This window comes from Arcicella sp. LKC2W, from assembly GCF_034931005.1.
Classification (GTDB): Bacteria; Bacteroidota; Bacteroidia; order Cytophagales; family Spirosomataceae; genus Arcicella.
This window is the reverse complement of the sequence record NZ_JAYGIN010000058.1, coordinates 1-4,949: the sequence shown is the minus strand read 5'-3', so window position 1 is coordinate 4,949 and position 4,949 is coordinate 1. Positions and strand designations below refer to the sequence as shown.

The window sequence follows — 4,949 nt, the reverse complement described above, 5'->3', positions numbered from 1 at the left end:
TATGGGGTTGATAGGAGTAGTGTTCACCTCTTCCCATCTCGAACAGAGAAGTTAAGCCTACTGCCGTTGATGATACTGCAATCACATGCGGGAAAGTAAATAAACCCCAAATACTATTATAAATAAACCCTCACTAATTAATTTTAGAGAGGGTTTTTTGCGTTTTATAAAGTAGAGAAACAATTTGAAGTTATAAACTCTATTTATGTTTCGTATTACTAATGCCTCATCGACTATCAATGCTTCAAAATTTCTTTCACATTGTTACATTTTATTCTCTTTCATAAATATTCTATATTTTATAATACTCATGATGACATTATTAAAATAAAATTTGATTTTAATAATGTTAATATAAAATTCATCAACCTTATTTATAGCTTATTTTAGACTTTAGGTGTTGGTCAAATGAAATTTCATAGAAGTTCTCATTTTTATATAACAGTATCATTAAAATATCTAACGTATTTATCAAAATAAATTCAAAGTAGTAGTGTTTTTTGTTCGTATTATTATATTTTTATTAAAATAGTTCAATTTCTGTTATACCTAATTGCTTTGCTTCTGCTGAAAAATCATCCCGCAACGTTTGGAATTCGTTAAACATTGTGTTTAATTTACCAAGAATATAGCTCTGAAATGTTCCATCCATGTTGAAATTTACCCAAAAATCATCTAAATTATTATCGTTGATTCCTTGTGAAGATTTATAGTTTTCAAGGGCGAGTTCAGCTAAAAGATTGTTTTCTTCTGTTTTAGTTTCCTCTTTTAAAACCTCAATTAATTGCCCTAATAGGTTAGGATTTGCCTTTAGTATATCGTTTGCCAGACTCTTTTTACGAAGGAAGTAGTTGTTCTTTATAGAATCTCTATGTTGTTCTACTAATAATTTATCTTCTTTATCTTGCTGTATTCGTTCAAGTTTAACCCTCTTTTCTTTTTGAGACTTATCCTGAATATCTGTCATTTCAATGGTAGAAACCATCTTCTGAAGATAACTTGCTACATCCTTTATTTTACCTTTTTTATGTTGATGTAATGTATAGTCAATACCTTGTTTTATCTGTAAGTAAGGGAATTTATCAAACCAACTTTGTACTGTTACTAAACCAATGTTGAAATCTTGAACTGTTTTATAGACATCATTGATTAGTATATCGGTGTGATTTGGTGAGTCAATACTTGTAATTGATGAATCATTTTCATCTCTATTTAACTTTTTTGTATTCTTGATTACGGTAAATCGTAGTGCAATAACCTTTTTCCCTTGCTTAATTTCTTCAAAATCAAAGTATAATTCTGAATTCTCCTGGAGCTCATTTCTGGCTTGTACAATCACTTTAATTTTAAAGTCAAAATAGTTTTTATATTTGTTTTCGATTGAAAACATCTCTTTTATCTCGCTGATAGTATATTGAAATATTCTAAGTTTTTCCTTCTCTTTACAAATATCATAGAAACGCATTGCATAGGAACTATCAAGCCCCAAAATATTACGTATATCAATAACCGTAAAGTTTTCCTTCAGCTGTAAGAGAAATGGCTTTAAAAGGCTCGGAAACTCAACTAAGAAAGCTCCTTCTTTCTCCAGATACAAATACCCACTGATTAGACTGGAATTGAGTTCTACATTGTCATCTTTGTAATATACTCGTTTACCAATCATTTTCTCTACTTCTTTTTTTAAATGGTTATAAAGACTGTCTCCCTTTGTTCCAATAAATTTTTGGAAATCTTTAACAACCACAATCATTGGTTCAAAGCTATTTTTTGAAGTATCAAGTTTTGCCAACAAGAACAAAAATAGTTTAGTTTGAATTGGAGTTAATTCAAATTTTGCTTCGATAAGTGGATTTCCTTTTATTACTCTAAAGGGGTCTTTCGATATAGCAATAAGTGCTTGTTCTCTTTTTGATGCTTCTTGATTATCCATTTTTTGTGTAAAAATAAGGTGTCATTTATTACTTATTTTTACACAAAAATAAGTAATAAAAATATCTACTCAAACAAAAAACTACCTTTAAAAAATAGGGGTCGTTTTTGACACCATAAAAGTCGTTTTTTGACACCATAAAAGTCGTTTTTGACACCATAAAAGTCGTTTTTGACACCATAAAAGTCGTTTTTGACACCATAAAAGTCGTTTTTACCCTATTTAACTATCTGTAAATCAATTGGTTACGACCCCCGAAAAGCATTAAAAGCATTTAAAAGATTTAAAAGAAAAACAAAACAGGAAAAAATTACTAAAAATAATAGGTTTTACGTTTTTTCAGCTGATTTGCTTAGGGGAAACTCCATCTTTAGCAAAGATGAAATTTAAGTGATTTTAAAATTAAAAGTGTTATCAAAAATGGGGTGACACCATAAAAGTCGTTTTTGTAAAAACTTCTAAATGTTGAAGAAATTGGATAGAGTAGTTTTATAAAATTATGAGGATTAACAATATAATTTTATAAAATTTGTTTTGATGTGTTTTATTGAAGTAGGTCTAAAACTACTTTTATGGTGCTAAAGAAATTGCGGCTTTAGAAATTGCTTTTAAAGAGTTTCAATAAATTCTTTAAAAGCAATTTCTAAAGCCGCAATTTCTTTATTCGTGCGATTTGGGACACGATATACGTGTTTGAGTTGGATTGTTAGCTCATTATACTTTAACTCCATTAAATCGAAGGTATTGGGTGTTTTTATGGGTGATTCAATAGCCTTGATGTTGTTGAATACAGAATTTAACTCATCAATAGATTTTAATGGTTCAATAATGTCAGTGGCTTGGCTTATTTTTTGAATTTTTTGCTTTTCGACTTTTATGACCCCTTTTAAAATATCTTGGCGAAAAGTAGGGTCGAGTTTTTCTAAACCACGGGCAAACTCGGCATCTCTACGAATAGTTTTCTCTCCAACACTAAAATATTTACCAAGTTCTTGGGCTGTTGTTGCTTTGTTGTTTTCCAAATGGTCATTATGACCATTTGGAAAATCTGTATCTGAAATTGAATGATTGAAGTTGTCGGTAAATTCTCGTTTTTCAGCATTATACCTCAATCCACGTAAATAAGAAGCTTGTTGTGGGGTTATGTTTCGACGACTCAGTTGGAAGTCAATCATGAAATCTCTAACATCTTTTAAAGAATCAAAATTATCAATTTGAATATTAAAAGGAATTTGTAGCTCTGTGCATAATTGAAAACGGTTATGCCCATCAATCAGTACATAGACTGGAACATCTAATGCTCCTTCACGAGAAATGACTTGATTTGTTGTTTGCCAAACCTTTAGTGGGTCTTTACACCCATGTTTTTGAAGATTATCTTTCAGTGCTAAAAATTCAGACTGTAATAATGGAGAGATTAAGCTTTTCAGTTCATCCAGAATGACAAGATTCTGTTTAATATTTTCCATAGAACTGAAACTTCCAATAGTATTAGTTTTCATACCTTCATAGACGGCTTTACTATTTTCTGCCACTTTTTCGGCTAATGTTTTCTTGGCCATATTAGTTTCGATTATCTAAAGATTGTAAATATTCAGTACCTAAATTTTTATATGAACTTGCTGCTTCTGAATTTTTATTAAAAACATTAATAGTTTGTTGTTCCACCATTGCTTTTTGGAAATCAATCAAATGTTTGATTTCCGACTTAAAAACCGTCAAGTTTGAGAACTGTTGACGAATCAATTCCTTGTATTCTCGGTGAATGTTATTATTTTTAACCATTGTAAAGACAATTCCATCTAATTCTAATGCAGGGTTTAATAAAGCTCGTACTTCTGAAATTCTTTCCAATAGCACTACCAAACCTTTATAAGCAAGTTGTTCAGGCAGAGTTGTAATGAGACAACTATTTGAAGCTTGCATGGCTGTTATCGTCAAAATATTTAGCGAAGGAGGACAATCAATAAGAATGAAATCGTAATTTTTTGCTATCTTATTGATCGCAACTCTAAGTCGTAACTCTCCACCTATTTTATTACTAAGTTCTTTTTCGGCAGAACTTAGCTCAATATCGCTTGGAGCAATATCTAAGTTATTTTGAATATTTTGTATAGCTAACGGAACATCAAGGTTTAATAGTGAATGGAAAACCTGAGTTTCCCCTACCCTTATATTCAGCACTTCACTTAAACTCCCTTGAGGGTCAATATCAATCAACAATACTTTAAACCCATGGTTTGCTAATGCCTCCCCAAGATAAGCCGTTGTAGTTGTCTTACCGACCCCACCTTTATGATTGATAATAGAAATAACCCGAGCTTTCTCAAATGTCTCCTGATTAAACCCATATTTTGTAACAACAGGGTACAAATCAAGTAAATGTTTTTCATTTAAATTTCGAGAACCATTCAATACACCTGAAAGCGTATTTTTAGGTAATTGAGCTTCCCTTTCCAGCGTAGCAATTGAAATTGCAGAGCGACGCTTGAGAAATTTTAACAAAGTGTCTTGAGTGAGCATAAGCTTGTTTATAATTTTAAACAAAATTAGACTCACCGTTTGTGATATCAAACATAAAAACACAGGAAGCTATTATTATGAAGCCAAAACATTAAATACCTTTTCTAAAGAATATCCTTCCGAAGTTAATTTATTTGAATACCACTGTACAAACAAACAACCTCCCTTGATTTAACAGACATAGTCAATGAATGCCATTTTTATGTTCAAACACAATACATCAAGTAAATATTTAATAATAGACCCAATAAAATTTGCATATGTTTTAAGAGATAGATTACAATAGGCAAGAAAAAATCATTTTAAACACAATTTTGATAGAATGCAGAAATTTAAATTTTCTGTAAATATTTGTATATAAGTATTTTACGATTTTTCTTTTTATTTTTTTGTTATATAGTTTGGTAGTTTAAAATAAAAGGTAGAACTTTGCACTCCGAAACGACGGGATGTGATTAAAAGGGGGTTTATTTAGGGTTTATTTTAGACTGAA

The 4,949-nt window shown here is 30.5% G+C and carries 3 protein-coding genes and 1 rRNA gene; 1 reads left to right on the top strand and 3 read right to left on the bottom strand.

The genetic code is table 11. The annotated features are described in order from the left end of the window. Window positions 1-112: ribosomal RNA gene (gene rrf, locus VB796_RS23595) — 5S ribosomal RNA — on the top strand. A gap of 411 nt (window positions 113-523) precedes the next feature. Here the strand turns inward: rrf and VB796_RS23590 are convergent. The 3 genes from VB796_RS23590 to VB796_RS23580 form a co-directional block, all read right to left on the bottom strand. After that, window positions 524-1,933, bottom strand: a complete 1,410-nt coding sequence (locus tag VB796_RS23590; protein ID WP_323349056.1) for a replication initiation protein — start codon at window positions 1,931-1,933, stop codon at window positions 524-526. Window positions 1,934-2,541: 608 nt separating this feature from the next. Continuing rightward, complete coding sequence (locus tag VB796_RS23585) at window positions 2,542-3,495, bottom strand: hypothetical protein (protein ID WP_323349055.1); 954 nt, start codon at window positions 3,493-3,495, stop codon at window positions 2,542-2,544. Window position 3,496: 1 nt separating this feature from the next. After that, window positions 3,497-4,456: a ParA family protein gene (locus VB796_RS23580; RefSeq protein ID WP_323349054.1), complete on the bottom strand. Its 960-nt coding sequence runs from the start codon at window positions 4,454-4,456 to the stop codon at window positions 3,497-3,499. Between the last annotated feature and the right edge of the window lie 493 nt (window positions 4,457-4,949).